This window comes from Collinsella sp. HCP3S3_E11 (assembly GCF_052067375.1).
In the GTDB taxonomy this organism is placed as follows: domain Bacteria; phylum Actinomycetota; class Coriobacteriia; order Coriobacteriales; family Coriobacteriaceae; genus Collinsella.
The window spans coordinates 100,524-125,911 of record NZ_JBQHQI010000003.1; the positions used below are offsets into that span (position 1 = coordinate 100,524).

Here is a 25,388-nt window from a genome sequence, read left to right on the forward strand (position 1 = left end):
TGCCATGGGTCCTGGCCTTCTGGCGGCGCTTTCGGGCAATGACGCCGGCGGCATCGCCACGTATTCCAGCGCCGGTGCCAGCTATGGTTACAAGATGCTCTGGATGCTTCCCGTCATGACCGTGCTGCTCATCGTGACGCAGGAGACCGCGGCGCGTTGCGGCTGCGTGACGGGCAAGGGCCTGGCCTCGCTCATTCGCGAGCGCTTTGGCGTGCGCAAGAGCGTGCTGGCCATGGCGGCGCTGCTGATTGCCAACACAGCCGTGACCATTTCGGAGTTTGCGGGTATCGCGAGCGGCCTTGCCCTCTTTGGCGTGCCGGCGAGCATCTCGGTGCCGCTTGTGGCGCTGATGGTTTGGATGCTTACCATGTCGGGTAGCTTCCAGCGCATCGAGAAGATTCTGTTGCTGGTGAGCTGCGTGTTTGTGACCTACATTGTCGCTGCAATTATGGCTGGTCCCAGTTGGGGCGAGGTGGCGGTCGATTTGGTTGTACCCAACATTCAAAATGACCCCAGCTACGTGTCGCTTGTGGTCGCGACGATCGGTACCACCATCGCGCCCTGGATGATTTTCCTGGCACAGAACAACGTGGTCGATAAGAATGCGGGCGAGGACGATATCGTGTTGCAGCGCATCGATACCGTGAGCGGCTCGATTGCCGCCGATGTCATTGCCGGTTTTATTATCATCACGACCGGTACGGTATTGTTCCCCGCGGGCATTCAGATTAGCGACGCTGCAGACGCTGCCCGCGCGCTGGAGCCCATTGCGGGCCAGTGGTCCACGGTGCTGTTTGCCTCGGGCCTGGTCGCGGCGAGCTTCTTGGCCGCCTGTGTGCTGCCGGGCGTTACGTCCAGCGCTATCTGCGAGGCGTTTGGCTGGGAGCGCGGTGCCGATCGCAGCTGGGACGAAGCCCCGGTCTATCGCGGCATCATTACGGCAATCATTGGCATTTCTGCCGTGCTGGTGCTCATGCCCGGCGTCGACCTGTTCCAGATTATGATGACCTCGCAGGTCATCAACGGCGTGTTGCTGCCCGTGGTTCTGGTGTTCCAGGTGGTTATTGCCGCCGATCGACACATTATGGGCGCCAACCGCAACGGCCGTGTGTGGAATGTGCTCACTTGGGCGACTATCGGCGTTATTACGGTGCTGACGGTCGTCATGTTTGTTCTGCAAGCGATGGGCTACAGCGCGTAGCACCTCTCTTGGACTCTAAACAGGCCGCCGCCATGGGCTGCGGCCTGTTTTTGTCTGCTATAGGGTGCTAGTTATATACCGATGTGCAGCTATAAAGCCGCCTCTGGGGTGAATTAACAGCCCAGAGGCGGCTTTGTAAGTCGCGGAAGTGGTCCCAAGTGCCGGATTGTAAGCAGATTTGGCTGTGCGTTACTTGTCGGTGCCTAGCTTGTGCGGTTTGTAGGCGAGGGCGTTGACGAGTGCCTCGGCAGCGGATTTGACAGCCGCCGGCTGCGGATCGTTAACGTGGTCCTCGGGGTGCACGGGTAGGTCCTTCTTGACGGCATCGTGGATGAGCTTAAGGTACTCGGTCACGCCGGCGGTCGAAAGATGCGTGCCATCGCCATCGAACAGGTCGTTGCGGTTGGCGCTGTGCCCGTACCAGTCGATAACGCGTACATTGTTGTAGCGCGTAGCGGCGTTGGCGATGGCCTGGTTCGTGGACCCGACCCACGGCTGCGGGCTGCGCGTGTTTACAAACACGACAATACGCTGATTACCGGCGTCGGCCATGATCGCGTCGACCTGGGCGTCCGTTACCAAACCGTTGGTGCCCAGGGCAAAGACCACGATCTTGCCGGCAAGGTTCTGCTGGATATAGCCCTCAAATGTCGCGCGGCCCGCATCAAACTGGCGGCCCTTTTCGGCATCGATGTGGCTGTGCGGGAACACGCCGTCAAAGGCATCGACGGCGCGCAGGGACACGGAGTCGCCAATCATTAGCAGGTCGTAGGCTCCGTCGGGGAAGCCGTCGTCGTCTTTGTCGGAGTCGTCGGCCGCCTGTTGATCTTGAGGCTTTGCATTTTTGGCCTCCTTGTTTAGGATTTCGGCGCCCTCGCCGCTCAGCGCGGATGTGTCGGGCACAAAGACCAGGCCGCCCAGCGCCACAACAAGCACGACGGCGCAAACGGCGCAGGTGGGGACATGTGCGCGCATCCAGCCGGCGGGCGTGGTGGTGCCGTCGCGGAGCTCGGAAACGGTGCGCCCAAAAGCGCCCTTCCTAAACGGCGTTTCGATAAAGCGATAGGAGCACTCGGCCACGGCGACCACCAACAACACCTGCAAAATGTAGTGCCACCAGGGCGTGTCGTTAATGTTGGCGACCGGGTTCATAAGCAGCAGCAGCGGATAATGCCACAGGTAGATGCTGTAGGAGCGCTTGCCGATCCATACGAGCGGCTCGGCGGCCAAGGCCCGTGCGACCATGCCCTGGGGCTGCACGCATGCCGCGATAACCATCAGTGTGAGGATGGAGCACAGCAGCGTGCCTCCGCGATACTGAAACGCGGTATAGCCGTTGGTGAGCGCGACCATGGCGGCGAGTCCGACCAGGCCAACGACGCCCATCAAATCGATGGATGCGGGGGAGGAACAAAAGCGTGCGAGCTCACTTGGCTTTGTCGTGGCGGCCTCGGCGGTGTCGCTCTTTGACTTGTCGTGCTTGCCGGCGCCGGCCAGTCGGTCGAGCCCCAGATGGCGGACAAGGCGCGCAGGCGCCAGGTCGCGGTCGGGGATAAAGGCCATCCAGGCGCCCAGCAGCAACGAGAACACGCGGGTGTCGGTGCCGTAGTACACGCGGCTGGGGTCGGTGGCGGGGTTGTAGAGCACCATCATGGCGACGGCGGAGACGGCGGCGAGGCCCAGGACCACGCGGCGCGTGTTGGGCTTGCTCACATGCATGGATACCATTGCAAACAGCAGTGGCGGCCAAATAAGATAGAACTGTTCCTCGATGGCAAGCGACCAAAAGTGCGTGAGCGGCGAGGGGTCGCCCAGGGCGTTAAAGTACGAAACGTCCTGCATGATCTGCCACCAGTTATTAAAGAACAGCAGCGACGGCAGGATGTCGGGGCGCATCTTGGTGAGCATCACATGGTTAAAGACAGTGCACAGTGCGCAGGTCACCACCACGACGGTTACCACGGCGGGGAACAGGCGACGGATGCGGCGGATCCAGAAGCTCTTGAGATCGATACGACCGGTCTTTGCGATTTCGTTGAGGAGCAGGCGCGTGATCAAGTATCCCGAGAGCACAAAGAAGATCGTGACGCCGAGCAGGCCGCCCTGAGCCCACGTGAGGTTGAGGTGATAGAGCACCACCGCGACAACGGCGAGCGTGCGAAGGCCGTCGAGGGCGGGGATGTAGCGAGATTTGGGACGCGTGGGCGCCTGCTCTTTTGCGGCGCTGTCGGTGCGGGCGCCCTTGTTGGCGGGCGAGCGATGGGAGCCTGCAGCGCGGCGCGGCTCGGTGGTTTGGCGGTTAGTGCGCGAACGTTCGTGCGGCGCTTGTTGATCGCTCGCATGGCGTGAGCTGCGCGAGCTCGATCGCGGGAATTGTTCCATAAAACATCATCCAATGACGAGAATAATCAGCACGCTTTCATTGTAGCCGCCTACTCCTGTGAATGCTTGCTGCTGGCGTAAGCTCAAGCGCGCGTCCACATCAAAGTGAACTAAAGTTATAGAGGTGCGAGAGCGCACGATTGACGGCCGACAGCGGGTGCGGGGCCCGCGGACGAGGAGGTTTTCATGGCAGATTGCGGCATCGTTGCGGTGTTCGGCAGCATGAACATGGACCTTTCGGTGGCGTGCGAGCGCATGCCGCGTGCGGGCGAGACCGTCGGCGGCAGCGGGTTTATCACCAACGCCGGCGGCAAAGGCGCCAACCAGGCCGTAGCAGCTGCGCGCATGGGTGCGCGCACACGCATGATCGGCGCGGTCGGCCGCGACGCGTTTGGCTCGTCGCTCGTGGCGGGGCTCCAAGATGCTGGCGTGGACTGTGGCTTTGTGGCGCGCCGCGACGACGTGGAGACGGGAACGGCGACCATCATTCGCTGTGAGGGCGATAACCGCATCGTGCTATCGCCGGGCGCCAACCATGCACTTGCGGGCGAGGACGTTGCCCGCGCGCTGAGGCGTCTGGTGACCGATGAGCTCGATGGCAACGCCAGCGAGATTGCCCCGGCTGCCGGAAGCGTCTTTATCGCCCAGGGCGAATGTGACCTTGCAGCGACGGCCGAGGCGCTTGCTTGCGCTCACGAGCTGGGGTTTTATACGGTCTTTAATCCAGCGCCAGCCTGCGAGTTGCCTGCGGAGGTCTGGCCTGCGGTCGACCTGGTCTGTCCCAACGAGACTGAGTGCCAGGTACTGACGGGCATCTTGCCTGCAGACGATGCGAGCTGCGTCGCGGCGCTCAATGCCCTGCTCGCCAAAGGTGCCGGAGCTGCGGTCATCACGCTGGGCGGCGCCGGCTCGGTTACGCTCGGCGACGACGGCGAGTTGCTGCGCATGCCGGCGCTTTCGAGCGCGGTGGTCGATACGACGGCCGCGGGCGATACGTTTATCGGTGCGCTTGCCGCGGCTCGTCTGGAGGGCCTGCCGCTCTTTGAGTGCATGGCCGCGGGTGCTCGCGCCTCGGCGGTGACGGTGTCGCGCCTGGGCGCGCAGCAGTCGATTCCCACGCGCACCGAAGTTGAGCGCGTGTTTGATTTAGACGATTTAGTACAAGACGGAGAAGCGGAGTAGAACAATGGCAACCAAGAAGCTGATCCTTGATCTGGATATGGGTGTGGACGATGCGATGGCGCTTGCCTATGCCATCGCGAGCCCCGAGGTTGAGCTCGTGGGCATTACCACGTGTTTTGGCAACGTGCGCGTCGACCAGTCGGCGCGCAACTGCCTGGCGGTGCTCGACTTGTTGGGCCGTCCCGAGGTGCCGGTGTACCTGGGTGCTGACCGTCCTCTGCAGGCGACTGAGCCCTATACGCCGCCGGCGTCCACCGTACTCATCCACGGCAAGAACGGCATCGGCGGCGCGAGCGTGCCCGCGTCGCCCTATGAGCCGGTGGGGGCGACGTCGGTCGATGGCAACGCTGCAGTCGATTATCTAATCGATGCCGCGCGCACTTATGGTCCCGATCTGGTCTACGTAGCGACCGGCCCGCTCTCCAATCTGGCGCTTGCCCTGGAGCGCGATGCGACGGCGGTGATGTCTATCGGCCGCGTGGTGGTGATGGGCGGCGCCCTGACCGTGCCCGGCAACGTGAGCGCGGGCGCCGAGGCCAACATGGCAAGCGATCCCGAAGCGGCCGATGCCGTGCTGCGTTCGGGCCGCAAGCTCACCATGGTGGGACTGGATGTGACGCATCGCGTGGTGCTCACGCGTCGCGACATTGCCGGATGGACGGGCTCGGGCACCATGGCGGGCTGTGCGTTTGCGAGCATGGTCGAGCACTACATTGGCTCGTACGAGATGAACGCTCCCTACCTGGGTGGTTGTGCGCTGCACGATCCGCTGGCCGTTGCCGTGGCGATCGACCCCACGCTCGTGGGTGCGCTCGGCTGCAATCTGCGTGTTGATCTGCTGGGCGAGTATCGCGGCCGCACCATTTGCGACGAGCATCGCCTGTCCGATCCGGACAAGAGCGCGCTTGTGGCGCTGACCGTGGATGCCCCGCGCTTCCTGTCCGAGTTCAAGACGCGCATGGCCCGTGTTCTTGGCTAGATGATTTCCGTGCCCCGCCCCATGTAGTCAATTTGGGACGGGGCTTTTTTAGCTACCGAGTAAATGCGCCCGTTGGGGGAATAGTCGTGCCACTTCGCTTGACAACAGGCTAAACTAGCTCATAAACATTTACTATTCTGTTTAGATTGAATTTGCGGTCGTTTAGTTGTCGAGTCATCAAGTTGCGATGCTCCGCCACGGCCGTTGCTAGGGGGAACAATGGCCAAAGCAAGTGTTCGCGAGATCAGCCGCATCACCGGTTTTTCGCCTGCGACCGTGTCCAACGCGCTCAACCGCAAGCGCAGCGTGAGTGAAGAGACCGCCAAGGTCATCCTGGAGTGCGCGCAATCGCTTGGCTATCAGCAGTCGACGCAGCTCGAGAGCATTCAGTTTGTGCTCGCGCGCAAGACGGGTGCCATCTTGGACGAGAGCACCTTCCATCCTGCGGTCATCGAGGGCGTGGAGCGCCAGGCGCGTCGTCACGGCATGAGCACGAGTTTTGTCTCGCTCGACTTTAGCGACTTGGACGCCGTGCGTCCGCAGGTCGAGGGCCTGATCGCCGATCCGTCCGCCGCTATCGTGCTGATGGGTACCGAGCTGGGTGAGGAAGACTACGCCCTGTTTGCCAACGCTGCCGCCCACCTGATCGTGCTCGATGGCTGGAGCGATCGTCAGTACTTCGATGCCGTGGTCATTGCCAACACCGACTCGGTGCTGCGCGCCGTGGATCACCTCATCGAGAAAGGTCACAGGCAGATCGGCTATCTGGCAGGCGACCTTCGCATCCGCAACTTTAAGGATCGCGAGCGCGGCTATCGCCAAGCGCTTGAGGACGCAGACCTTGAGGCCAACCCGACATGGCGCGTTACGCTGGGCACCACGCTCGAAGGTGCTTATCGCGACATGGGCGCATGGCTCGACAGCGTCTCGCGCGACGACCTGCCGACGGCTTTCTTTGCCGAAAACGACGTGCTCGCCGTGGGTGCCATGCGCGCGCTCAACGAGCACGGCATACGCGTGCCCGAGGATGTCTCGATCATCGGCTTTGACGATCTGTCTTTGGGCGCCTTCTCCAACCCGCCGCTCACCACGGTGCACGTTCCCAAGCACGAGGTGGGCGAGATCGCGGTGCGCCGCCTGGTGGGCAACATCCGCAATCCCAAGAGCTATACCTGCAAGACAGCCGTATCGACCTATTTTGTCGAGCGTCAGAGCGTGCGTGAGATCTAGACAAAGGCAACGCCGGGCCGCAGGGCGGCAAAGCCGTCGACGCGACCATTTCGTACACTGCCTAGCATGATTTTTTGGGACGGGATTAAAAATTCATTGATCCCCGTCTCGGGCAGCTCATTTGGGACGGGGCTTTTTTGACTGGTATGATTGGTGCGACCATTCGAACCAGCTAAAAGAGCCCCGTCCCAAATTGACTATCGAGAGGATCTGCCATGGAGCGCATCGCGAGCTTTTCCGTTGACCATCTGCTGCTTGAGCCCGGCGTGTATGTGAGCCGCATCGACCGCGATCCGGCGACCGCCGCTGTCGTTACCACCTTTGACCTGCGCCTGACCACGCCCAACAAGGAGCCGGTCATGAACACGGCCGAGTGCCACACCATCGAGCACCTAGGCGCGACATTCCTTCGCAACCATGCCGAGTGGTCGAGCCGCATTGTCTACTTTGGCCCCATGGGCTGCCGCACGGGCTTTTACCTGGTGGTGTTTGGCGAGGTGACGAGCGAGGAGATTCTGCCGCTCGTGCGTGAGTTGTTTGAGTTTGTCGCCGACTTTGAGGGAGATGTCCCCGGAGCCGCTCCCGAGGAGTGCGGCAACTACCTGGACCAGAACCTTCCCATGGCAAACTGGCTCGCGCGCCGCTACCTCGACCGCGACCTGGCCGATATCGACGAGAAGCACCTGCACTATCAGCAGGCGTAAGGGTTTTATCGCCCAAAACGCGCGCATTGGGCGCCTTCGCTTATGCGGGGGCGCCTTTTTGTTGAGTGGTCTGGACGAGCGTTCAAAATCGCTCATGTTTGTTCTAGAATGTTCGTATAGTCACATTTACGAACAGGAGTGAACATGCATATCTACTCTGTCAACGATCTCGAGTTCAAGTCCTATGGCCGCGTGTGGGACGACGTCCCGTCCGGCCTGACCGCCCCACTCGTCGAGGCACTCTCCGCTACGCCCATCCCCGAGGGCAGTAAGTACGTGGCGCGCGCGCCGGAGCTCGAGGGCGTCAAAGATGCCGACAAGCTGGGCTTTCTCATGTTTGGTGGCCGTCCCTTCCAGCTCGGCTGGTGCAACGGGCACAACACGCGTCTCAACTGCCTGGAGTACCACCGCGCGAGCGAGTTCAACCTGGGGGCGCGTGACTTTATCCTGCTCGTGGCGCATCGCTGGGAGATCGAGGGCGGCAAGCTCGATACCGCGTGCGTCAAGGCGTTCCGCGTGCCGGCAGGCAAGGTCGTCGAGGTTTTCAGCACCACGCTCCACTACACGCCGTGCATGGTCGACGACGGTGGCTTCCAGGTGATGGTGGCGCTGCCCGCCGGTACCAACGGTCCGCGTCCCGAGGCTGCGGCCGATATGCCTGCTGCCGGCGACGGCTACTGCTACTGGAAGGCCGACAAGTGGGTTCTCTGCCATGCTGACAGCCCCAAGGCAGCCGAAGGCGGCTACGTAGGTCTCATCGGCAAAAACCTCGACATCGCCTGCGACTAGAATCTTCTGTCTCGATCTGTAACATCTAGCGGGCTAAATCGTCTCTACCTGTTACAGATCGAGACATACCGCCCCCCAGCCACCACAAAGGTGCCTGTCCCCATTGTGGTGGCTGTCTAGAGCTGGCTGCGCAGATAGTCAGCCATATATGGAACAGCGAAACGCACGTAACCGCGGCGTGCCTGTTCGATAACGCCGGCGTCGATGAGGCGTCGGCGATACTTTTGCGCATAGTCGGGTGTGACTGACATGCGCTCGGCCACATTGGAGATGCGCGACACACCGTCTTTGTCATCAGTCATTGCGTCGAGAAACGCGACGTCTTGGTCCGACAGCGCGGCGAGCGTCGTTTCACAAACATCGTTTTCGAAATCGGCCTTTGACGCTTCGATAGCTCCGTCGACTTGCTCTGGCGTTACGTATTCTCCTGCCTGGCAGCGATTGGCGATGTTGTAGCCGATGAGCTGCAGCATATAGGGCGATCCTTGGGTTGCACGAGCGGCACGGAGGCGAAGATCGCCTGGAATATCAAGGTCGAGCTCTTCGAAAGCCCGCTGATAATAGGCATCGACATCTCCGACTGAAAGCGGTTCGAGCGTGACTTTGCGTGCGCGGTTGAGAAATGTCAGTACGCGGTCGTTGAGTGTCGCGGAGACTGCTCCCGGGAGGCCCGCCATGACGAGCGCGACGTTGAGTCCCTCGCCGACCAGCTCTTGATAGGCGGTGACGAGCTGTCTGATCTCGGGTGAATTTGCCTGGAGCTCGTCGATGAGGATGAGGATGCCGTGTCCCTGCTCGGTTAACTTGCGTGCCAACTGCGTGAATTTGAACTGGAAACTCTTAGTTTCCTGTACGTCGCGCGTAAACTCGAGGCCGGCTGAGAAACCGAAGACGCTCAAACTGCCACCTGTAAGTTTGGGGAGACGATGCTTGTTGGCGTAAGGCTCGCCCGCTTCCTGGATTTTCTCAACAATGCGCTCGAGCATATCCTCGGAGGCTACGGTGGGCGTGGCGACAACAAAGCCGAGCTTGCGGGCGCGATCGGCAAGTTCCCACAACAGAACCGTTTTGCCGCTGCCTCGCTGGCCGAGCATGAGCATGGCTCGGTCTCGATTGCCCGGCTCCTGCTCAAGGCCGGAGATGAATGTCGAAATCACGCTCCCGCGTCCCACCAGATAGGACGGGCGATTTCCAAATGAGGGGGAGAAGATGGTTTCAGTCATAAGTCTCCTTTCCTTTTTTTCCTATTTTTTCCTTTTTTTCCTATTCAGTCAAATGAGTTGCTGAGCGAAGGCGGCTACGTAGGCCTCATCGGCAAAAACCTCGACATCGCCTGTGACTAGAATCTTCTGTCTCGATCTGTAACATCTAGCGGGCTAAATCGTCTCTCCCTGTTACAGATTTAGACAAACTGCAAAGGACTGGCCGAACAATCTCAATCTGTAACACCAGGCCCGGTTTTGGCGGCCTATCTGTTACAGATCGAGACAAACGGGCCCAACCCACCACAAAGGTGCCTGTCCCCTTGGTGGCGGCTTGGGCAGGCGGGTATCAAAAAGTGTCAGGTGGGGTGGCTGCCGGGCGCCTGCACGCGAAAAGAAGTATCGGCCTGTGCCGTTGCCGTTGAGCGGTACCCCGTTTGCAGGGATACTGAGCCTATGACAACAGCGTGCGAAAGGATTGATACATGGCTTTCCGTAATGACTTCCTGTGGGGCGGCGCAACGGCTGCCAACCAGTGCGAGGGTGCCTACGACGTGGACGGCCGCGGCCTGGCCAAGCTGCATGCTCGCCGCGGGTAGCTACTACCCCTACAGCTGCCGTCCGGGCGACGTGCGCCAGGCGCAGCTCGATAACCAGGACAACTACTTCTTCGTCGACGTCCAGAGCCGCGGCTACTACCCGGCATATGCCGTCAAGAAGCTCGAGCGTCTAGGCATCGATGTGGGCATGACGGACGAGGACCGCGAGATCCTGGCCGCTAACACCGTCGACTTCATCAGCTTTAGCTATTACAGCACCCGCTGCTCTGCCGGTGCCGATAACCCCGATGTCGAGCGCACCCAGGGTAACGCCTTCGCCGGCGCCAAGAACCCCTACCTGCAGGAGAGCCAGTGGGGCTGGGCCATCGATCCGCTGGGCTTCCGCATCACCCTCAACGACCTGTACGACCGTTATCAGAAGCCGCTGTTTGTGGTCGAGAACGGTCTGGGCGCCAAGGATGTTGTCGAGGAGGATGGCTCCATCAACGACGACTACCGTATCGACTACCTGCGCCAGCATATCGCCGCGATGCGCGATGCGGTGACCGAGGACGGCGTTGACCTGCTGGGCTACACCACCTGGGGCCCGATCGACCTGGTGTCTGCCGGCACGGGTGAGATGTCCAAGCGCTACGGCTTTATCTATGTGGACCGCGACGACGCCGGCAACGGTACCCTCAAGCGTTCCAAAAAGAAGAGCTTCGACTGGTACAAGAAGGTTATTGCTTCTAATGGTGAGGACCTGTCCTAAGGAAGCTGAGACACTCAACTTCATAGCCTTCTAACCAAGGCGCCCGGCGAGTAGTTATTGCTCGCCGGGCGTCTTGCCGTCTGCGGATTTTGGGACATGCGGCCCGCTTTTTGGGCCCGCCTGTCGGTACACTAAAGGGACTATGAGTACCCGCGAGCGACATATCGGCCACGCGGCCGCCCGGACCGCTCCGGTTGCGGATCCCAGGGGCGGCAGGCTCTTCGCCATGCCGCGATTCCTTGTTGGCATAACGCATCAGGTGTACCGTCACCGCGTCTTTGCTATCGCCGGCGCCATCACCGCGCTGTTCCTCATGCTTTTGGCGATCTTGCCGGTGCTGTTCGCCTTCGACCCCAAACTTTCTAACGCCGTGCCCGCCTATAGCGAGGTGTCCGAAGAGGTCGTGGATGCGCTCACCCATTCGAGCCCTCTCCCGCTGCTTGTCGCCGCAATTGTATTTTCAATTTGGGGCGTGTTGGTCTATCTGCGTTGTTTGGACTATGTGTTGCGCCGCCGCCTTGTTGCCATCGCCACCATCTGTGTCCTGTGGATGATCGAGGTCATTCTCAAGTACAAGTCGTACACGCCGTTCTATGCCACCTTGCTGTGGTACCTGTACTACGTGCCCATGACGCTCATTCCGCTGCTCTACCAGCTCTGCGGCCTGCGCCTTGCGGGCCTGGAGCAACGCCGCCTGGGTCGCCGCTACCGTGCTGCGCTGTGGATTGTGGCCATCCTGCTTATCGGATTTGTGCTCACCAACGATTTTCACCAGCAGGTCTTCCGCTTTGACCGTACAAGCGACACCTGGAGCAACGATTACACGTACGGCCGGGGTTATTTCGCCTTCCTCGTGTGGACGGCCTTTAACTTCGTGGCCTTTTTTGTCCTGGTTGGTCGGTCCTCGTCCTTTCGCATCCAACGTTTCTCGGGCACGGCGGCGCTCGTGCTGCTGGGCGGCGCATTCTTTGCCATCTCATATGTTCTGCGCGTGCCCTGGGCATGGAGGCTCAACTTTTCGCTCGTCTATTGCATCCTGTGCGTGGTGGCGATGGAAATCTGTCTCGATTGCGGTGTCATTCCGTCGTACCACGATATCGCCGGCATCTTCGACACCTTGCCGCTTGACCTCAAAGTTCTAACGCGCGACCTGCAGGAGGTCTATGCCACGCCGGTGTCAAAGCCAATGCCGGTAGGCGTGCGCGAGGAGTTGCGGAACCAGGAGCACGGCCGCGCCCATGCCTTTACCGTGGCGTCCGATCCCGATGTGATGTATCGTGCTTTTCCGCTGCTGGGGGGATCGGCCCTGCTTGCCCAAGACGTATCGGAGCTCAACGAGCTCAATCGCGAACTGGCACATCGTCGCATGGAGCTGCAACGCCAAAACGAGCTGCTTGCCGCCGACTACGACCTTAAGACACATTTGGCAGATCAAGAGGCCGAGACCTTGCTAGTCCAAGACGTGGACCAGGCGCTTGCCCGCGCGCTCGAAGAGATGTACGACTTGTTGAGCTCGCTGCCGCCGTTGACTGACGAGGAATCTTCGCGCGAGCGTTACCGCATGCTGCAGCGCGCCAAGATGCTCGTTGCCTATTGCAAACGGAAGGGGTCGCTCACGTTGGCACAGCACGGGGAGAGCGGTTTTGACCGCGACCGCATTCAGCTCATTGCCAACGAGCTCGCAAGCGACCTGCGCACGATCGATGTCGATTGCGCCTCGATTATTGCCATACGGCGCCCGATGCACGCCAGTACGGTAAGCGCGCTGTACGACTGCGTGTATGACTTTTCGTTTTTTGCCTACACCACCGATCATCCGGCACTTATGTATCACTTGGGCGACCATGACCGATGCAGCGTCGAGCTGCGCGCCACACTTTTTTCCAACGATGATGAAGATCTTTCGCAGACGCCCGCTGCGCAAGAGCTCGAAAGCGCTTTGCAAGGGCGCAACGTGGCATACCGCCTTGAGGGCGAGTCCGGTCAGCTGCGCATGATCGTCTTGATGCCGAGGGCGGGTGAGTGACGATGCAGATTTCGCTCATACTTCCCCAAATCGTTGCGCTCGATGTTGTCTTTGCCCTGGCTGCGTGTCTGCAGACGATCCACGTCCCGCTCATCGCATCGCGCCGCTCGTCCTATAACCGTAAGGTGATTTGCGCCTACGAGGCGAGTCTTGTGCTTCACCTGATGATTTCGGCGCTCATCTTGTTCACGTCGTCTGGCTCGTATTTGGTGGCGCCGCTTGACGTTTGCGCCAGGGCAATGGGCGGAGCGTTGTGGCTCAATGCCGCAATCTTTGCCTATGGCGTGGTACTTATGGTGCACTATCGTCGTCCCGTCATGCTGGTCGAGCTGCTGCTTGTTGTCGCCGTTACACCACCGGTGGTTTTTGCCATGGGCTCGGCGTGGACCGTTGTCCTTATCGCAGAGGGAGCGTTCTTCCTGTTCCGTTCCATCGCGGCGCTCTTGATGGACGTCCGTAACCGCCAAGAGGATATCACCTTGTTCTCGACGATCGAGACCATCAACGTGATTCCCGTGGGCATCCTGTATCTAGACCCGAGGGGCCGTCCGCTGCTCATGAACCGCTGCATGCGCAAAAACCTCGTAGAGCTCCATATGCCCACTGACCTGGGCGACATGAGCAGCACATGGAACGACCTGCGCAAACTGAGCATGCAAATGCCCGAAAGCAGCGCTAATCGCGCCCATATCGACCTTGATCGCTTTGGTAGGGATCGCGCCGTGGTCGAGATCTCTCCTTCCGAGATTCGTCTGTTCGTGCGTGACTCCGTTACGGTCTCGAGCCGTCCGTTCGAGCGCGTCGTCGGCCTGGACGTGACGGAATACGCACACGCCTACGACCGTCTGGCGCAAGCCAACCACCTGCTTGAGCGTGCTGGCCAAGAGCTCCAGGCCCAGATCGAAGAAGCCAAAAAGGTTGCCGACAATGCGGCCTACCTACGTATGCGTGCCCGCGTTCACGATGTGATCGGCCAGCGCCTGTCCATTCTTCATCGCTATTTGGAGGAGGGACGTCTGGATGATGAGTCGCTCGAGCAGATTGACCCGTTGCTGCGCTCAATCGCCGCCGATTTGCGCAGTGGCGGTGCCAGCGAGCCTGCAGAGCAGCTGAGCGATATCGTCCACGCCTTTGGCTTGGTGAGTGTGCAGATCGATGTTGAGGGTGCGCTGCCTGAGGACGCGCGTGTCGCCGCCGCATTTTTGCAGATTATCCGCGAGGCCTCGACCAATGCCACCAGGCATGCGCAGGCGCATCGGGTCCACGTGCGCCTGTGGCAGGAGGGGACGAATGCTAGCGCCGTCGCGCGCATGACGATTTCTAACGACGGGTCCCCGGCCCCCGTATCGTATCGCGAGGGAACGGGTATCCCAGGTATGAGGCATGTCGCGCAAGATTTGGGCGGCGGCCTGGAAGTCCACGCCGCCCAGCCCTTTACGCTTGCGGTGTCCATCCCGCTGAGCCCCAACGCCACGGTCCAAAGGAGAAGTTCATGATCCGCGTGTTAATTGTCGAAGATCAGGCCATTCTGCGCGAAAGCCTGGCGCGCTCCGTTGGCGACCAGCCCGATATGACCGTCGTCGCCGCGATCGCCGATGCCTCCGAGGCCTTGGGTGTCGCGCTCAAGGAGCGCCCGGACATGATACTGATGGACGTGTGCACCGAACACGATTCAAACGGCATCGTGGCGGCGGCGCGCATCAAGGAGCAGCTGCCCGAGTGCCGCGTCATCATCATGACCGGCATGCCCGAGATCACCTTTGTCGATCAGGCTCGCGAGGCGGGCGTCGATAGCTTTGTGTACAAGAACGTCGGTATCGACGAGCTGTTCGCCGTGATGCGCTCCACGCTGGCGGGCTATTGCACGTTTCCCAAGCCGCCCGAGAGCATTTTTTCGGGCACGGCGGCACTCGACGATGTCGAGCTGTCGATTTTGCGCCTTGCCTGCGAGGGCAAAAGCCGCCGCGAGATCGCGGCCGAGCTGTTTATGAGTGAGGGTACCATCAAGCGTCGCATCTCGGAGATTCTGAGCAAGACCGGCTACGACAACATCATGCGTCTTGCCGTGCGCGCGGTAACGGAGGGCAGCATCGTTCCCAACATGGAGCGCCCGTAATCGACGCGCTCGCCGTGTTCCGGCGCCGTAAAGATAGGCCGCCCGCCGTTTTGCATCAGAAAACGACGGGCGGCCTGCTTGTGCGGCTGTGCTGTCGGCATTAAAACGACGGGGCCGCAGGATCAACTCCTGCGGCCCCGCCTGGCAAGTGCGCGGATGTGTCCGCCAATCCGTGGCTGATGTTACGTGCCGCTACGCGATGGTTGCGGTGTAGGAGGCGACGTCCTCGTAGGAATCGGTCAGATAGGCGTCGATGCCGATGGTCGTGTTGACCAGGTCGTCAAGGCTGTCAAGCTCGCCGCTCGAGAATGTGAATTCCTCGGTGGCGTTGGTGCCGGGCATCAGGTTAGCCGAGAACCAGGGTTCCTTCATGGTGCCGTTGACGTTGGTCTTGCCGGAGGGAGCGTAGAAGGTCAGGTCCTTGTCGCTCTTGTTGGTGATGTTGACGACAAAGCCGATGTCGCCCCATTCGTCCTTGAACTTCTCGGTGATGGTGATGGTGCACAGATCGTCATCGGCGACGGTGACGGCGGGGGAGATTTCGACGCTCTGGACGTCGTCGTCTTCGACGGCCTCATCGATCTCCTCTTCCTTCTCGGCCGCCTCGCGATCCTTTTTTACCGTACCGGACAGATCCTTGTCGGACTTCGTAAAGATAAGCTTGTCGCCCTCCACCTCGAGGACGAGCTTGCCGTCCTTGAGTTTCATGTCCTGCGAATCGCCGTCGGCGGTGATGGTTGCAGTGGTGGCGTCCTTGGCCTCCCATTTCAGGTCGGCGACCTCAAGGAACATGTCGAGGACGCCCGTGCCGTCTTCGTCGAGGATCAGGATACAGTTGAGGCCCCACTCCTTGAGCATATCCATGTACTCATCGGTGAGCTCTTCGCCCTCCAGGGTTCCACCCGAGAGTTCCCAGCTGCCGACGAAGTTGGCCTTGGGGTCCTTGCCGCCGCCGCTGCAGCCCGTCAGGGCAAAGGCGAGCGCCAGGACGCATGTCAGAAATGCGAGTACGGACTTTTTGAACGTTGTCTTCATGGTGTCCTCCTTTATCGAACGAAACCCATAGAAGCAAATGCGGGGGTGGCGGACCCCCCGCCAATTACCAGATAGAGGGGTTAGGGCCTAGGCGTTCCGCAGTTGCTGCAGAACTTGCCGCCGTTTTCGCTGCCGCAGTTGGGGCAGAACCACTTGGCCGGTGCCGGGGCGGGTGCGGGACTGCCGCATTCGGGGCAGAACTTGCCGGTGTTGGTGGCACCGCAACTGCAGGTCCACGTGCCGGCCGCGGGGGCAGCGGCAGGAGCTGGTGCGGGGGCGGGTGCCGGAGCCGGCTGTGGGGCGGCCTGCTGCTGCGCCTGGCCGGCGGCGAACAGCTGGCTGGCGTTCATGCCGCCCATGCCGCCCGCCATGCCCATGCCCATAAAGCCGGCCATCGCGCCGTTGGGGTTGGCGGCTGCCGCGCGCATCGCATCGCTCTGGGCGCTGGCGATGTTGGCGGCTGCCATGGTGGGATCGCGCATGACTGCGGCCTTCTGCAGGTCCTTGATCATTTGCTCGTCTTCTTGCGAGGCGGCGATGGAGTTGACGCCAAAGCTCACGATCTCGACGCCGCGCAGGTCGCGCCAGTCGGCGGAGAGAACCTCGTTGAGCGCGCGGGCGAGCTCGGTGGTGTGGCCGGGGATAGCGCTGTAGCGGATGCCCATCTCCGAGATCTTGGCAAAGGCGGGTTGCAGAGCGGTGAGCAGCTCGGACTTAAGCTGGCTGTCGATCTTATCGCGCGTGTAGCTATCGGTCACGTTGCCGCACACGTTGGTGTAGAACAGCAGCGGGTTGGTGATGCGGTACGAATACTCGCCGTTGCAGCGAACGGAGATGTCGACATCCAGGCCAATGTTGTTATCGACCACGCGGAAGGGCACAGGCGAGGCGGTGCCGTACTTGTTGCCGATGATCTCCTTGGTGTTGATGAAGTAGACACGCTGGTCCTTGCCCGCGTCGCCGCCAAAGGCAAAACGGCTGCCGATATTGGCGAACGTCTCCTTGATGGAGTCGCCCAGGTTGCCGCTAAAGACGCTCGGCTCGCTGCCGGTGTCAAAGACAAACTCGCCGGGCTCCAGCGCGACCTCGATGATCTTGCCGTTTTGCACCACGAGCATGCCCTGGCCGTCGTTGACGGCGATGACGGAGCCGTTGGAGATGACGTTGTCCTCGCCGCGCGTGTTGGAGCTGCGGCCGCCGGTGCGCTTGCTGCCCTTGCAGGCCAAGACGTCAGCGGGCATCGATTCGCAATAGATATATTCCTTCCACTGGTCGGCCATGACGCCGCCGGCAGCTCCCAATCCAGCTTTCAAGAGTCCCATGGTGATCTTCCTTTCTCGTCAAAGGCCGGGTGGTATTGGTCAGAATGGCTAATCGTCCTTGTTGTCCTTCATGACAACGGTGGTCTCGGTGTGGCTGAAGGTGTCGTGCTTCTCGGTCAAGTCGAGCTCGCCGCAGTAGCAATCGGCGTGGGTGGCCTCGTTGGCCGTCTTGAGCTGGCCTACCAGCAGCACGTCTCCGATGATTACGATAATCAGCGGTGCGACGATGTTGATGAGGATGCCCTCGATATCAAAGGTGAGGTAGTCCGGATCGAAGGCGTTCTCGCCCATAAAGAGAATCTGGGAGAGGACAAACCCGATCACAAAGAACAGCACCGAGGCGATGGCGAGCTTGGGCTTGGAGCAGGGCAGCTCGCCGACCATGCGGCCGGTTTGGCCGTTCATGGCAAACAGGTAGCTCTTGCCGTTCCACGAGGTGGAAAGCATCCACACGGGGAACAGAGCGTAGTTGCTGTCTTCCCAGGTGTAGTCGAGCTGCTTGCTTTCGACCTTGGCATCGTCATATTCGTCGACGACGGTCTCGCGCAGGGCCGAAATCGTACTTTCTTCCATACGACGCTCGGCGCGCGCCTTGCAGGTCTCGCAATCCTCATCGTAGCGGTTGGCGATGTAGCCGGGCATATACGCGACCGAGAACGGGCGCAGCGCGTCGTAGTCAAACGGCTCGATAGCATCCATATGGCCGTCGGGCATCTTGGACGATCCGTCGACGGGCACGCGCTCAAACGAGATTTTGCCCTTACGGTAGGCGTCGTAGTGGTCGGTGGTCGTGACGGTGCGGTCGGATTCCTCGGTCACGGTCTCGTTGGTCGCATCGAAGTACACTTCGCCATCCACGCGGGCGCCGTAGAGCCAAAACGGCACGTAAACGCCTTGGACCTCGTCGATGTGGTTGCCGGTGACAAAGCTCTTGGGCAGCAGGATTTTGCCCTTGTAATGCTCTTTGAGTGCTGCCATGACATCATCGCGCCCGAGCTTAAACGGAATCACCAGGTCGGGTGAGAAGTCGCCCGAGAGCTGGCCGGGCGCCACGGCGGAGTTGCCGCAGTATGGGCAGGTGGTAACGGCGACGGTGCCGTCCGAGACCAGCTCGGCGCCGCACGACGAGCAGATGTAGCCGGCGTTTTGGGCCAGATCCTGCACGGCATCGTCGACAGCAGGTTTGGGGGCCGCGGCTGCGGCATCGGCTTTGGCATCTGCCTTGTCCTGGCGCTCGCGATAGAGGGCCTCGACTTCCTCGACTTCAAAACGCGAATCGCAGTAGTCGCAGACAAGCTTTTGTTCGGCACTGGCAAAGTGAAGGGGGCCGCCACACGCGGGGCACTGATAGTTGACACTCTCGAAGGCCATGATCGGTCCTTTCCGTGCCGGAGGCTATGCGCCGATGGCGCCGCCGCAGTATTCGCAGCGTCCGCTGGCATCGGGAATGGTGGTTGCACCGCAGAAGGGGCAGGTGACCGCGGTCTTGGGGGCCTTGGCGGCCACGACGCTGTCGCGTGTCTCCTGACGCAGCTGTACCAGCGCATCGCGGACTTCGGTTGCCTGGCGCTTGGCCTCGCGATATTCGATGGAGCCACGCTGATCGATGGTGGAGTCGTTCACGCGCAGGTTGATCTCGGTAAAGTACGGCGTGTTGACGTGAATGGTCAGGTTAAAGTCGTAATCCAGGTCGTAGCGCGGCGGGTTGTAGCTCTCGCGCTCGCCGTCCTTGGTCTCGCGATAGATCTCGGTGCGATGCTCGTCGATATCCATATCGCAGCCGAGTACCTGTGAGAACTCGATGATGTCGGGATTGGCGTCGCGCCAGCGGCTCTGCGAAGTGATGATCAGCAGACCCGCGTCTTCGTCGAGCATGATGTTGGTGCGCCCGGCAGAGAGCGTGCGCGTTGGGTTGAACGAGGCCAGGCGCTCGGCGTTGGCCTCGCGGTAGGCGAGTTGCTCGCGGATATCGTCCGCGGTGCTGGAGCGCCAACCACTAAAGAAGGGGGACAGCTTGCCTGCGCACTCTTTGCACAGGTAGCCTTCGTTGATCTTGGTCTTTCCCAAAATCCCCAGTTCGGTACCGCAAATCGCGCACTCTTTCTTCTCGAACATCTTGTCAAAGAAGCCCATGGCTGCCTCCCATCAACAGGTAGCGTGTGTCACTTTTGATGATGGGTGAGCGCTCGATCTTTCACGATACCCAGACGGCTCAACGAGTCTCCACAACTGGGACACATGGCCCATTTTCGGCCACTCATTGGCCACTCATTGGGGACGTACTTAAATGAGTGGCAGTTGGGGATGCTCCATGCCGAATGTGGGCGCCGCCCCTGCTACGCCACGGTCACGGCAACCTGGGCGTAGCGGCTGCAGGGGCGCTCGGCGCGGCACTCGTGATGTTTGTGGGTATTGCGATTACGCTGTTGGGACAGTTGGGGCAACGGGCCGATGATGCCGTGATGCAGGACGGGCTGGCGCTTGCTGCCGACAATCTTGGTGGAGATCTTGCGCCCGCATGTTCCGACCCCGCGCTTGTGGAGGCAGCGGAGCCCACGCCCGATGAACGCCTCGATGCCTTCGTCACCACCTTTGGGCTTACAGAGCGCGAGCGCGATATTCTTGAGGCCTTGGTCGTTTCGGATCAGAGCGTTCAGGACATTGCCGCAACGCTTTTCCTTTCGCGCTCTACGCTCTACCGCCACATTTCCTCGATCAACAGAAAGACCGGTACCGCCTCGCGTGTGGCCCTTATCAACTTCTTCTGGTCCTGGGCACCCAAGGACTAGCGTATGAGCCGCCGCCCAGTTCCTTACTCTAACGGGGGGGGGGATGTGGCTCCAAAGCGCACCCGCATCGACGCTTCGCCTGCGCTAAACTGGAGAGCACGTACGCGATTACGAGAGGAGCCCGCATGGAGGCTTACAAGCAAGAGTTCATCAAGTTTATGGTTGAGTCCGACGTCCTTAAGTTCGGCAGCTTTACGCTCAAGAGCGGCCGTCAGTCCCCGTTCTTTATGAACGCCGGCGCTTACGTGACGGGCTATCAGCTCAAGAAGCTGGGCGAGTATTACGCCCAGGCCATCCACGATAACTTTGGCGACGACTTTGATGTGCTGTTTGGACCGGCCTACAAGGGTATTCCGCTGGCCGTCGTGACCGCAATTGCCTACCACGAGCTGTACGGCAAGCAGGTCAAATACTGCTGCGACCGCAAGGAGGCCAAGGACCACGGTGCCGATAAGGGCAACCTGCTGGGTTATGAGCCCCAGGACGGCGACCGTGTGGTCATGGTCGAGGACGTTACCACCAGCGGCAAGTCCATCGACGAGACCTATCCCAAGGTTAAGGCTGCCGCCGACGTCGAAATCAAGGGCCTGATCGTGTCTCTCAACCGCATGGAGGTCGGCAAGGGTGGCGTGACCACCGCTCAGAAGGAGATCGAGGCAAAGTACGGTTTCCCCGTCGCGAGCATCGTCTCCATGGCCGAGGTCGTCGAGACCCTCTACAACCACGAGATCGATGGCAAGGTCGTCATCGATGACGAGCTTAAGGCCGCCATCGACGCCTACTACGAGCAGTATGGAGCACAGGAGTAGTTACGGCGTTGTACCAAACGCCGTAACCGGCCGACGCTGCGCGCCGCCCAGGGAGACAATTTGTCATTCAAAAGGCGAGGCATGACCAGAAGGTCAATGCCTCGCCTTTTTCATGCCAACTTGTTCTCCCTGGACGTCGCTCGCTGTCCGTCCTCTACTTGCGGCGTTGTCTTGCTCCGGATGCGGCCCGCTCGCTGCCGTTGCCAGAGTAGCCATTGGGGACGTTCTTAAACGACTAGTCGTTGGGGACATTCTTGTTTGACTAGTCGTTTAAGAACGTCCCCACCGACTGGGGCTGGCAGATCGATCCGCTGGGCCTGCGCATCGCCCTCAACGAGATTTACGCCCGCTACGAGATTCCGCTGATGGTGGTCGAGAACGGCATGGGCGCCTACGACGAGGTCGAGGAGGACGGCTCCATCCATGACCCGTATCGCATCGCCTACCTGCAGAGCCACATCAAGGCCATGGGCGAGGCCATTGCCGATGGCGTTGACCTGATAGCCTACACCTGGTGGGGTCCCATCGACCTGGTTTCCGCCGGCACTGGCGAGATGCGCAAGCGCTACGGCTTCATTCACGTCGATAAGTACGACGACGGCACCGGTACCTACGAGCGCCGCCGCAAGGACAGCTTCTTCGCATACCAGAAGATCATCAAGTCCAACGGCACCGAGGGCTTGGAATAATTGAGCCCCGGCGTTCCGCCGAACGCCGGACCGGCCGCCGACTACGTGACCACCGACGTCGATGACGACGGCATCTGGAACGCTTTTGTTCACCCGGGGCTTATCGAGGCTTAATCGACAATATGAGTGCCACTGGGGAAAAGGTTTTGGAAGGGCTTGGAAGGGCTTGGAAGGGCTTGTGATTCGGGCCCTTGCCTTAGCATTTTGGCCATTTGGCACTATAATCACCATAGGTATGCGCATAACGTTGCGCTTAATCAAGAGGAGAAAACGTATGGGTCTGTTTGATATGTTCAAGAAGAAGGCTGAGCCCGTGGCTGCCGCTGCTCCGGCCTCCATTTCTGCTTCTGCCGGCGCCGACGTGCTGTGTTCGCCCGTCAAGGGCAAGGTCATCAAGATGGCCGACGTGCCCGATCCCGTCTTTGCTGGCGAGGTTTTGGGCAAGGGCTGCGCCGTGTGGCCCGAGGACGACCTGGTCTACGCTCCCTCCGACGGCAAGGTGACCGTCACCATGGGTCACGCCGTGGGCCTGCAGTCCGATAGCGGCATCGAGGTTCTGGTGCACGTTGGCGTCGATACCGTCAACATGAATGGCGACGGCTTCGAGGGCTTCGTCAAGGCCGACGACGTCGTGAAGGCCGGCCAGCCCTTGCTCAAGATCGACCGCGCCAAGATCGCTGCCGCCGGTTACAAGGACTGCGTCGTCGTGGCCGTGTCCAACACCGCCGAGTTTGCCGATGTCGAGCTCGCCGTCGAGGCCGAGTCTGCCGTCGCCGCCGGTGACGCCATCGTTAAGGTCGTCCGCAAGTAGTCTGCGGCATCCAGAAGATGCACAAGGGTGGTCGGGTTATCCGGCCACCCTTTTTTAGTAGGCCGAGTAGGCGCATTTTATTGCAGGGGGCTTGCTTTATGGGCCATTCACTCGTCAAATTGAGCCGCCTACGCTTTTGCGACGTAGGGGGTTGAACGGAGCCGCTAATATGGACCTACTGTTACGACGTGCGCTGCGCGGGAAACGCAGCGCCGCTTGTTTGGAGGAATGTCATGAAAAAGAAGCTGCTGCTTGCGCCCCTGATGGCTGCCCTGGTCGCGTGCGTGGTTTTGCTTTCCGGCTGCGGAGGGCCTTCGGTGGAGGAGCTCATCACCGACGACCTTACGAGTCAGTTTGACGAGATCAAGAACGGCGGCGATGATTTCCTCTCCGGCCTGGAAGAGGCTTCGGGCGACGAGTTTGAGCAGCTGGGCATCGATCCCGAGGAGTATGCCAAGAGCTATCTCGAGGGTTTTGATTACAAGATCGGTGATGTGACGGTCGATGAGGACAAGGGCACCGCGACCGCCGAGGTCACCATCACCTGCAAGTCCATGAACAAGATCGTCGAAGATTTCGCCACCCAGTATCAGGAGAAGATCGCCGCACTCGATACGATGCCTTCCGAGGACGAGCTGTACAAGATGGCCGGCCAGGTGATGGTCGACGTGACCAAGGCCGCTAAGACCAAGGACACCAAGGTCACCTTTAAGTATTCCGCCAACGAGGATAACGAGTGGTCTGCCGACGATTCCGCAACCACCGAGATGATGAATGCGATGATGAACTAGTTCGTTGCGGCGTTTTACCAAACGCCGCAACTGCTCGACGCTGCGTGGGCACCAGAGCGACAACTTGTCATTCAAAGAGGACGGCATGACCAGAAGGTCTATGCCGTCCTCTTTTCATGCCAATTTGTTCGCTCTGGTGCCCGCTCGCTACTCGCCCAGCACCAGCGCCGCGAGCTCTGCCTGGCTGTCCACCACGTGGTCGGCGCCGGCGGCTTCCAGCTCTGCGCGGCCGCGGAAGCCCCAGCTGACGCCTGCGCTCTTAAGACCGGCGTTGTGGCCGGTCAGGATATCGACATTGGAATCGCCCACATAGAGCGTGGTCGCCGGGTCGGCGCCCAGCTCTTCCATCACATGCAGCGTGACGGGTGCCTCGGGCTTAGGCGGAAACGCATCGACACGGCCCTGTACCAGCGCAAAGCGCTCGGAACCAAAATACTTCTCGATAAGCGGGGCCGCCGAGACGTGGTCCTTGTTAGTGAGCACGGCAAGCTGCACACCCGCGGCACGCAAGCGGTCGAGCATCTCGATCGTGCCGGCATAGGGGGCGGTGTGGTCCTCCTTGTGCTCGCCGTAATAAGCCCTAAACTCGGCAAGCGTCTGCTCAAACATACGGCCGTCGCCCGCGTACTCGGCGGGCATAAAGCGCTCAACCAGCTTGAGCATGCCGTTTCCCACCTTGTAGCGGTACTCGTCAACGGCAAACGTGGGCCAGCCGTGCGCCTCGCAGGTATGGTTGCCGGCGGCTGCCAGGTCCTCGAGCGTGTTGAGGATGGTGCCGTCCAGATCAAAGATCACATGGGAAAAAGCTGCTGCCATGAAAGCTCCCGTCATTGGGTTTCAAAACGCACCCCATAATACTGGGCTTACGCGTTGGGTGTGCTTGGAATCTGAACATCTCCAGGGATATCAGGTGACATCGCGCCGACCGTGCGATTCCGCCCTAGCAAATCCTTGGCAGCTGCTCTCCCACGAGCATGTCGAGGATGCGGGTAGAGCCCCAGCCGGTGCGCACGCGCACGGCGGGACGGGAGCCCTCGGCAAGCGGCAGCACGCGGCCGATGATCGCGGCATTCTCGCCGTAGCGGGCGGCGCGCATGGCGCTCAGCGCGGCATCGGCCTGCTCGGCCGGCACCACGGCGACCATCTTGCCCTCGTTTGCCACCTGCAGCACATCGTAGCCGAGCATCTCGCATGCGGCCTGCACGTCGGGGCGCACGGGCACGGCATCCTCGTCGATCTCCATGGCAACACCGCTGGCCTGGGCAAACTCGTTGAGTGTGGATGCCAGGCCGCCGCGCGTGGGGTCGCGGAAGCAGCGCGTGCCGGGCGCTGCGGCCAAAACGTCGGCAATCAGGTGGTTGAGCGGCGCAGCATCGCTTTCGATCGTGCTCGAAAACGCCAGGCCCTCGCGTTGGCTCATGATGGCAATCCCGTGGTCGCCTAGTGTGCCTGACACCAGGATAACGTCGCCGGGGCGGCAGTTGGCGCCGCTGAGCGCCACGCCCGTGGGAACCTCGCCCACGCCGGCGGTATTGATGTAGACGCCGTCGGCCCCGCCGCGCTCGACCACCTTGGTGTCGCCCGTGATTATGGACACGCCCGCCTCGCGCGCCGTCTCGGCCATCGTCTGCACAATCTGGCGGAGCTTATCCATGGGATAGCCCTCTTCGAGGATAAAACCGCACGATAGGTAGCGCACGTTGGCGCCCGAGGTCGCGACATCGTTGACGGTTCCGCACACGGCGAGACGGCCGATGTTGCCACCGGGGAAGAACTGCGGCGAGACTACAAAGCTGTCGGTCGACATGGCGATGCGCCCGCTCGCGGGCAGCGCGGCGACGCCGGCGTCGTTGCCTTCGAGCAACTCGGGCGTCCCAAAGGCATCTAAAAAGACCTCATCGATGATGCGTTTCATCATCTGACCGCCGGAGCCATGGCCCAAAAGGACGGTGCTATCGGTGATGCTATGGGACATATCCAAAACTCCAATCGTGGGTGGAATTATATGGGTGAGGCGCAG

At 60.8% G+C, this 25,388-nt stretch carries 22 protein-coding genes and 2 pseudogenes; 16 read left to right on the forward strand and 8 right to left on the reverse strand.

What is annotated here, in order from left to right; all coding sequences use genetic code 11:
* The first annotated feature begins 4 nt into the window (after positions 1–4).
* Positions 5–1,201 carry an Nramp family divalent metal transporter gene (locus ACTM86_RS03485; RefSeq protein ID WP_427747655.1) on the forward strand — a complete coding sequence of 399 codons (1,197 nt, stop codon included), beginning with the start codon at positions 5–7 and terminating at the stop codon, positions 1,199–1,201.
* A gap of 189 nt (positions 1,202–1,390) precedes the next feature.
* Here the strand turns inward: ACTM86_RS03485 and ACTM86_RS03490 are convergent, their stop codons facing one another.
* Complete coding sequence (locus ACTM86_RS03490; protein ID WP_441015322.1) at positions 1,391–3,583, reverse strand: acyltransferase family protein; 2,193 nt, start codon at positions 3,581–3,583, stop codon at positions 1,391–1,393.
* Between the two features lie 186 nt (positions 3,584–3,769).
* Between ACTM86_RS03490 and ACTM86_RS03495 the strand changes: the two genes are divergently transcribed.
* The 5 genes from ACTM86_RS03495 to ACTM86_RS03515 all read left to right on the forward strand — a co-directional run bounded on the left by ACTM86_RS03495 (position 3,770) and on the right by ACTM86_RS03515 (position 8,467).
* A complete protein-coding gene (locus ACTM86_RS03495) occupies positions 3,770–4,765 on the forward strand; it encodes a ribokinase (protein WP_441015324.1) in 996 nt (331 codons plus the stop codon).
* A 4-nt stretch (positions 4,766–4,769) separates the two neighbouring features.
* The gene (locus tag ACTM86_RS03500) at positions 4,770–5,744 is read left to right on the forward strand and encodes a nucleoside hydrolase (protein ID WP_441015326.1); all 975 of its coding nucleotides are present in this window, start codon (positions 4,770–4,772) and stop codon (positions 5,742–5,744) included.
* A 219-nt stretch (positions 5,745–5,963) separates the two neighbouring features.
* Positions 5,964–6,974 (forward strand): LacI family DNA-binding transcriptional regulator, encoded by a 1,011-nt coding sequence (locus ACTM86_RS03505; protein ID WP_427793677.1) that lies wholly within the window; start codon positions 5,964–5,966, stop codon positions 6,972–6,974.
* A 215-nt stretch (positions 6,975–7,189) separates the two neighbouring features.
* Positions 7,190–7,678, forward strand: a complete 489-nt coding sequence (locus ACTM86_RS03510; RefSeq protein WP_441015328.1) for an S-ribosylhomocysteine lyase — start codon at positions 7,190–7,192, stop codon at positions 7,676–7,678.
* A gap of 144 nt (positions 7,679–7,822) precedes the next feature.
* Positions 7,823–8,467, forward strand: a complete 645-nt coding sequence (locus tag ACTM86_RS03515) for a DUF4867 family protein (protein ID WP_441015330.1) — start codon at positions 7,823–7,825, stop codon at positions 8,465–8,467.
* Positions 8,468–8,583: 116 nt separating this feature from the next.
* Here the strand turns inward: ACTM86_RS03515 and ACTM86_RS03520 are convergent, their stop codons facing one another.
* The gene (locus tag ACTM86_RS03520; RefSeq protein WP_441015332.1) at positions 8,584–9,690 is read right to left on the reverse strand and encodes an ATP-binding protein; all 1,107 of its coding nucleotides are present in this window, start codon (positions 9,688–9,690) and stop codon (positions 8,584–8,586) included.
* 464 nt (positions 9,691–10,154) lie between these two features.
* On the opposite strand from ACTM86_RS03520, the gene ACTM86_RS03525 reads away from it, so the two are divergent.
* The 5 genes and pseudogenes from ACTM86_RS03525 to ACTM86_RS03545 all read left to right on the forward strand — a co-directional run bounded on the left by ACTM86_RS03525 (position 10,155) and on the right by ACTM86_RS03545 (position 15,122).
* On the forward strand, positions 10,155–10,268 hold the full coding sequence (locus ACTM86_RS03525; protein ID WP_154518215.1) for a family 1 glycosylhydrolase: 114 nt from the start codon (positions 10,155–10,157) through the stop codon (positions 10,266–10,268).
* A pseudogene (locus tag ACTM86_RS03530) lies at positions 10,249–10,980 on the forward strand (family 1 glycosylhydrolase); the annotation flags it as partial. The gene ACTM86_RS03525 and the pseudogene ACTM86_RS03530, both read left to right, overlap by 20 nt.
* Positions 10,981–11,122: 142 nt before the next feature.
* The gene (locus ACTM86_RS03535; RefSeq protein WP_441036910.1) at positions 11,123–13,006 is read left to right on the forward strand and encodes a histidine kinase N-terminal 7TM domain-containing protein; all 1,884 of its coding nucleotides are present in this window, start codon (positions 11,123–11,125) and stop codon (positions 13,004–13,006) included.
* Complete coding sequence (locus ACTM86_RS03540; RefSeq protein WP_441015336.1) at positions 13,003–14,502, forward strand: sensor histidine kinase; 1,500 nt, start codon at positions 13,003–13,005, stop codon at positions 14,500–14,502. The genes ACTM86_RS03535 and ACTM86_RS03540 overlap by 4 nt, the downstream gene beginning before the upstream one ends.
* Positions 14,499–15,122, forward strand: coding sequence for a response regulator transcription factor (locus ACTM86_RS03545; RefSeq protein ID WP_418825693.1), 624 nt, complete (start codon positions 14,499–14,501; stop codon positions 15,120–15,122). Before ACTM86_RS03540 ends, ACTM86_RS03545 begins: the two co-directional genes overlap by 4 nt.
* A gap of 192 nt (positions 15,123–15,314) precedes the next feature.
* Here ACTM86_RS03545 and ACTM86_RS03550 read toward each other — a convergent pair whose 3' ends face one another.
* The 4 genes from ACTM86_RS03550 to ACTM86_RS03565 all read right to left on the reverse strand — a co-directional run bounded on the left by ACTM86_RS03550 (position 15,315) and on the right by ACTM86_RS03565 (position 19,612).
* The gene (locus tag ACTM86_RS03550; RefSeq protein WP_441015338.1) at positions 15,315–16,157 is read right to left on the reverse strand and encodes a hypothetical protein; all 843 of its coding nucleotides are present in this window, start codon (positions 16,155–16,157) and stop codon (positions 15,315–15,317) included.
* An 80-nt stretch (positions 16,158–16,237) separates the two neighbouring features.
* Entirely contained in the window at positions 16,238–17,479 is a 1,242-nt protein-coding gene (locus tag ACTM86_RS03555) for an SPFH domain-containing protein (RefSeq protein ID WP_441015340.1), read from the reverse strand.
* A 48-nt stretch (positions 17,480–17,527) separates the two neighbouring features.
* Positions 17,528–18,850, reverse strand: a complete 1,323-nt coding sequence (locus ACTM86_RS03560; protein ID WP_441015342.1) for a hypothetical protein — start codon at positions 18,848–18,850, stop codon at positions 17,528–17,530.
* A gap of 24 nt (positions 18,851–18,874) precedes the next feature.
* Entirely contained in the window at positions 18,875–19,612 is a 738-nt protein-coding gene (locus ACTM86_RS03565; RefSeq protein ID WP_154518194.1) for a DUF4428 domain-containing protein, read from the reverse strand.
* Between the two features lie 185 nt (positions 19,613–19,797).
* Here ACTM86_RS03565 and ACTM86_RS03570 point away from each other — a divergent pair, with 185 nt between their 5' ends.
* The 5 genes and pseudogenes from ACTM86_RS03570 (at position 19,798) to ACTM86_RS03590 (ending at position 23,368) form a co-directional block, all read left to right on the forward strand.
* Positions 19,798–20,268, forward strand: a complete 471-nt coding sequence (locus ACTM86_RS03570; RefSeq protein WP_441015344.1) for a LuxR C-terminal-related transcriptional regulator — start codon at positions 19,798–19,800, stop codon at positions 20,266–20,268.
* Between the two features lie 125 nt (positions 20,269–20,393).
* The gene (pyrE, locus tag ACTM86_RS03575) at positions 20,394–21,077 is read left to right on the forward strand and encodes an orotate phosphoribosyltransferase (protein WP_441015346.1); all 684 of its coding nucleotides are present in this window, start codon (positions 20,394–20,396) and stop codon (positions 21,075–21,077) included.
* Positions 21,078–21,361: 284 nt separating this feature from the next.
* Positions 21,362–21,766, forward strand: a pseudogene (locus ACTM86_RS03580) (family 1 glycosylhydrolase); the annotation flags it as partial.
* Positions 21,767–22,040: 274 nt separating this feature from the next.
* Positions 22,041–22,577, forward strand: a complete 537-nt coding sequence (locus ACTM86_RS03585) for a PTS sugar transporter subunit IIA (RefSeq protein WP_441015348.1) — start codon at positions 22,041–22,043, stop codon at positions 22,575–22,577.
* A 233-nt stretch (positions 22,578–22,810) separates the two neighbouring features.
* Positions 22,811–23,368: a hypothetical protein gene (locus ACTM86_RS03590; protein ID WP_441015350.1), complete on the forward strand. Its 558-nt coding sequence runs from the start codon at positions 22,811–22,813 to the stop codon at positions 23,366–23,368.
* A gap of 147 nt (positions 23,369–23,515) precedes the next feature.
* Here ACTM86_RS03590 and ACTM86_RS03595 read toward each other — a convergent pair whose 3' ends face one another.
* Together ACTM86_RS03595 and hypE are read right to left on the reverse strand one after the other, a co-directional pair.
* Positions 23,516–24,184 carry an HAD family hydrolase gene (locus tag ACTM86_RS03595; protein WP_441015352.1) on the reverse strand — a complete coding sequence of 223 codons (669 nt, stop codon included), beginning with the start codon at positions 24,182–24,184 and terminating at the stop codon, positions 23,516–23,518.
* Positions 24,185–24,308: 124 nt separating this feature from the next.
* Complete coding sequence (gene hypE / locus ACTM86_RS03600) at positions 24,309–25,343, reverse strand: hydrogenase expression/formation protein HypE (protein WP_441015354.1); 1,035 nt, start codon at positions 25,341–25,343, stop codon at positions 24,309–24,311.
* Positions 25,344–25,388: the final 45 nt, after the last annotated feature.

Excerpts from the sequence above, each read along its gene's own strand:
- ACTM86_RS03485 (WP_427747655.1), top strand. The coding sequence starts at position 5 with ATGGGTCCTGGCCTTCTGGCGGCGCTTTCGGGCAATGACGCCGGCGGC.
- ACTM86_RS03490 (WP_441015322.1), bottom strand. The coding sequence starts at position 3,583 with ATGGAACAATTCCCGCGATCGAGCTCGCGCAGCTCACGCCATGCGAGC.
- ACTM86_RS03495 (WP_441015324.1), top strand. The coding sequence starts at position 3,770 with ATGGCAGATTGCGGCATCGTTGCGGTGTTCGGCAGCATGAACATGGAC.
- ACTM86_RS03500 (WP_441015326.1), top strand. The coding sequence starts at position 4,770 with ATGGCAACCAAGAAGCTGATCCTTGATCTGGATATGGGTGTGGACGAT.
- ACTM86_RS03505 (WP_427793677.1), top strand. The coding sequence starts at position 5,964 with ATGGCCAAAGCAAGTGTTCGCGAGATCAGCCGCATCACCGGTTTTTCG.
- ACTM86_RS03510 (WP_441015328.1), top strand. The coding sequence starts at position 7,190 with ATGGAGCGCATCGCGAGCTTTTCCGTTGACCATCTGCTGCTTGAGCCC.
- ACTM86_RS03515 (WP_441015330.1), top strand. The coding sequence starts at position 7,823 with ATGCATATCTACTCTGTCAACGATCTCGAGTTCAAGTCCTATGGCCGC.
- ACTM86_RS03520 (WP_441015332.1), bottom strand. The coding sequence starts at position 9,690 with ATGACTGAAACCATCTTCTCCCCCTCATTTGGAAATCGCCCGTCCTAT.
- ACTM86_RS03525 (WP_154518215.1), top strand. The coding sequence starts at position 10,155 with ATGGCTTTCCGTAATGACTTCCTGTGGGGCGGCGCAACGGCTGCCAAC.
- ACTM86_RS03535 (WP_441036910.1), top strand. The coding sequence starts at position 11,123 with ATGAGTACCCGCGAGCGACATATCGGCCACGCGGCCGCCCGGACCGCT.
- ACTM86_RS03545 (WP_418825693.1), top strand. The coding sequence starts at position 14,499 with ATGATCCGCGTGTTAATTGTCGAAGATCAGGCCATTCTGCGCGAAAGC.
- ACTM86_RS03550 (WP_441015338.1), bottom strand. The coding sequence starts at position 16,157 with ATGAAGACAACGTTCAAAAAGTCCGTACTCGCATTTCTGACATGCGTC.
- ACTM86_RS03555 (WP_441015340.1), bottom strand. The coding sequence starts at position 17,479 with ATGGGACTCTTGAAAGCTGGATTGGGAGCTGCCGGCGGCGTCATGGCC.
- ACTM86_RS03560 (WP_441015342.1), bottom strand. The coding sequence starts at position 18,850 with ATGGCCTTCGAGAGTGTCAACTATCAGTGCCCCGCGTGTGGCGGCCCC.
- ACTM86_RS03565 (WP_154518194.1), bottom strand. The coding sequence starts at position 19,612 with ATGGGCTTCTTTGACAAGATGTTCGAGAAGAAAGAGTGCGCGATTTGC.
- ACTM86_RS03570 (WP_441015344.1), top strand. The coding sequence starts at position 19,798 with ATGTGGGCGCCGCCCCTGCTACGCCACGGTCACGGCAACCTGGGCGTA.
- pyrE (WP_441015346.1), top strand. The coding sequence starts at position 20,394 with ATGGAGGCTTACAAGCAAGAGTTCATCAAGTTTATGGTTGAGTCCGAC.
- ACTM86_RS03585 (WP_441015348.1), top strand. The coding sequence starts at position 22,041 with ATGGGTCTGTTTGATATGTTCAAGAAGAAGGCTGAGCCCGTGGCTGCC.
- ACTM86_RS03590 (WP_441015350.1), top strand. The coding sequence starts at position 22,811 with ATGAAAAAGAAGCTGCTGCTTGCGCCCCTGATGGCTGCCCTGGTCGCG.
- ACTM86_RS03595 (WP_441015352.1), bottom strand. The coding sequence starts at position 24,184 with ATGGCAGCAGCTTTTTCCCATGTGATCTTTGATCTGGACGGCACCATC.
- hypE (WP_441015354.1), bottom strand. The coding sequence starts at position 25,343 with ATGTCCCATAGCATCACCGATAGCACCGTCCTTTTGGGCCATGGCTCC.